Here is a 2,618-nt window from a genome sequence, read left to right as displayed (position 1 = left end):
AGAACATGGAATGTCAATAAAATTATCTATTGAGCATTTTCATATATTTTCAAAAGTTCTTAAAAAAAATTCAAACATAGATGTTAAGAAATTTGAAGATGAATGTATTAAAAAAATTATCAAAATTAAAAAAAATGATGAAAAATACATAATTACTATACTAGACTCGGATTTGAAGAACTTGATTCTAGAGATATTTGGGGAAATAGAGTCAAGGAAAATAATTTCGTGTCTTTTTGATAATGAATATATCATTCCACATATTCTGAAAGAATCAAGAGTATCTAAAACATCAGGATATAGAAAGATTAAAAATTTAATTCTTAATGGATTAATAATCGAATCAGGAAAGGTTCTAAGCAAAAGTAAAAAAATTTCTAAATTACAGTGTATTTTTCAAGAAATAAGTTTGGATATTAAAAAAGGAAAATTTTTAGTAAATGGGACTGTTGATAAAAAGATATTTGAAAAGAGTACAAGCATGAAACATGTTTTAGAATAAGTGAAATAAAAAACTACTTTACAAGTTCCAAAAGAGCTTTTGCTTGTTTGAAATGTACTTCATCTATCATTTTTCCCTCAACGGTGGTAGCGCCCTTTCCTTTCTTTGTTGATTCGAGATAAACCTTACATACTTTTTCAGCCCACAAGATTTCACTTTTATTTGGATGAAATAATTTGTGTACAACAGAAATTTGATCAGGGTGAATGATACTCTTTCCAGTATATCCTAAACTTTTTCCTAATTTGCAATCATTTTCTAATCCTTTAGAATCTTTAAGATCTTGCCATATCGAATCAATTACTGCCACGCCTGCTGCATGTGCATCTACAGCAATTTTCCTTCGAGAGTATTTTTCTCCTTCAGAATATTTTGTATATTCAACTCCCAAATCATTTAACAAATCAAAAACACCAAAAACTACTGCAGATACACGTTTTCCAAATGATGCAATGTGATAGGTGTTGACTACGCCTTCTGCTGATTCAATTGATGGGATAATTTGAATTGGCTTTAGTTTTCTAGTTTTTTCCAAGATAGAAAGAGTTTTGGTAATTTTTTTGAGTTCTGCAATATTGTTTACTTTAGGGATTACAATTCCATCAATTCCTTCTTGAACAATTTCTTTCAGATCTGTTGGAATTTTTCCAGAATTTGGAGAATTTGTTCTGACAAAAATTGAAGATTTGTACAATTTTCTTGATTTTAGTGCAGTTTTGATTAGTTTTCTGGCATTAGGTTTTTCTACATCAGGAACTGAATCTTCTAAATCAAAACAAACAATGTCAGCTTGAAGGTCTTTAGCTTTTTCAAGAAACCTTGAGTTATTGCCAGGAACAAAAATGAGACTTCTGAAGAGCTGAGTCATTAAATGACTAAGCGCCTTCAGGCTTCATTAAGATTTTTCCGAACATTCCTTTTCCGGTTAACATCTTTGTATGAGCCTCAGCTGCTTGCTCAAATGTGTAAGTTGAGTCAATTGCTGCTTTGATTTTTCCTTGACCCATCCAATACAAGGCTTGGTCAAGTTCTGCTTTGGTTCCTTGTGTTGAACCTAAGATGTTAGTTCCTTTAAAGAACACATGTCTAAGATCAGTCTTTGCATTATATCCAGTGGTTGCACCGCATGAAACAAGGGTTGCACCATACTTTAACAACTGCAATTGTTGATTCCAGTGTGTTTCACCAATATGATCAAAAGATAAATCAATTCCTGGTGCTTCACCTTTTCTCTTTGCAATTTCTTTTGAAATCTTAAAGACTTCTTTACTCCAATCTTCTTTTCTGTGATCTACTGCATAATCTGCTCCAAGTTCTAGACACTTGTCTAGTTTATCTGGACTTGCAGTTGCAATAACATCACAGTTGTATAATTTTGCAATTTGAATTCCAAAGCTTCCTACTCCAGAACCTCCTCCCATAATCAAGACGGTTTGTCCAGGAATGATTTTGGCTCTGCCAACTAGCATGTGCCATGAAGTTAAAATAGTCATTGATGCAGCTGCTGCTTCATCATATGATACACCTTCTGGGATTTTTGAAACATTGACTTCAGGAAGATGAGTTACTTCTTGGAATGCTCCCCAAGTTGGACCAGTTTGGAAACCCCAAATGGTTCTCTTAACACAATCAAATTCTCTACCGTCAGTACAGGCTTTACAAACTCTACATGACATATTGGAGTGAGAAACTACTCTATCTCCAACTTGAATATTTTTTACATCCTCTCCGACTGCAATAACATCACCTGCAGCATCAGAACCTGATACGTGTGGTAATGGAACTGCAACTGGAACTCCACGCATTCCCCAAATATCATTATAATTCAGAGCGGCAGCTTTTACTTTGAAAACTACTTCATCGGATTTTGGTTTTGGGTCATCTATATCCTGGACTTTGAGGATTTTAGCATAATTATCATCTGGTGCATATTCATTGTATACAACGGCTTTCATGTATTAACAAGATTTGTTTCTAAATTTATATTTTTTCTGTATTATACTCGATTTATCTTGAAATCACGTTTAGGTTGTTGTGCAGAGAGCAAAATTTGCTTTAATTGATCGTCATTTATCTGCCCAGGGATCTTTCCTTGAGTTGCCATTCCAATGAGATA

4 protein-coding genes are annotated in these 2,618 nt (G+C 33.4%); 1 reads left to right on the top strand and 3 read right to left on the bottom strand.

The annotated features are described in order from the left end of the window. A partial coding sequence (locus OEW78_RS10420) for a transcriptional regulator (RefSeq protein WP_300327224.1) occupies nt 1-502 on the top strand: 502 nt, incomplete at its 5' end. Nucleotides 503-515: 13 nt separating this feature from the next. Here OEW78_RS10420 and OEW78_RS10415 read toward each other — a convergent pair. From OEW78_RS10415 to OEW78_RS10405, 3 genes are read right to left on the bottom strand one after another with little or no spacing between them, the layout of a single operon-like run. Continuing rightward, the gene (locus OEW78_RS10415) at nt 516-1,370 is read right to left on the bottom strand and encodes a CoA ester lyase (RefSeq protein WP_300327223.1); all 855 of its coding nucleotides are present in this window, start codon (nt 1,368-1,370) and stop codon (nt 516-518) included. Nucleotides 1,371-1,377: 7 nt separating this feature from the next. After that, a complete protein-coding gene (locus OEW78_RS10410) occupies nt 1,378-2,457 on the bottom strand; it encodes a zinc-binding dehydrogenase (RefSeq protein WP_300327222.1) in 1,080 nt (359 codons plus the stop codon). Nucleotides 2,458-2,498: 41 nt separating this feature from the next. Continuing rightward, nucleotides 2,499-2,606 carry a hypothetical protein gene (locus OEW78_RS10405; RefSeq protein WP_300327225.1) on the bottom strand — a complete coding sequence of 36 codons (108 nt, stop codon included), beginning with the start codon at nt 2,604-2,606 and terminating at the stop codon, nt 2,499-2,501. Nucleotides 2,607-2,618 lie beyond the last annotated feature (12 nt).

Source organism: Candidatus Nitrosopumilus sp., from assembly GCF_029882185.1.
In the GTDB taxonomy this organism is placed as follows: Archaea; Thermoproteota; Nitrososphaeria; order Nitrososphaerales; family Nitrosopumilaceae; genus Nitrosopumilus.
Note: the sequence above shows the minus strand (reverse complement) of the source record. Positions and strands in the feature narration are given on the sequence as shown.

What these genes read in the sequence shown, in the direction of transcription:
- OEW78_RS10415 (WP_300327223.1), bottom strand. Translation starts at nt 1,370, where the DNA reads ATGACTCAGCTCTTCAGAAGTCTCATTTTTGTTCCTGGCAATAACTCA.
- OEW78_RS10405 (WP_300327225.1), bottom strand. Translation starts at nt 2,606, where the DNA reads ATGGCAACTCAAGGAAAGATCCCTGGGCAGATAAATGACGATCAATTA.
- OEW78_RS10410 (WP_300327222.1), bottom strand. Translation starts at nt 2,457, where the DNA reads ATGAAAGCCGTTGTATACAATGAATATGCACCAGATGATAATTATGCT.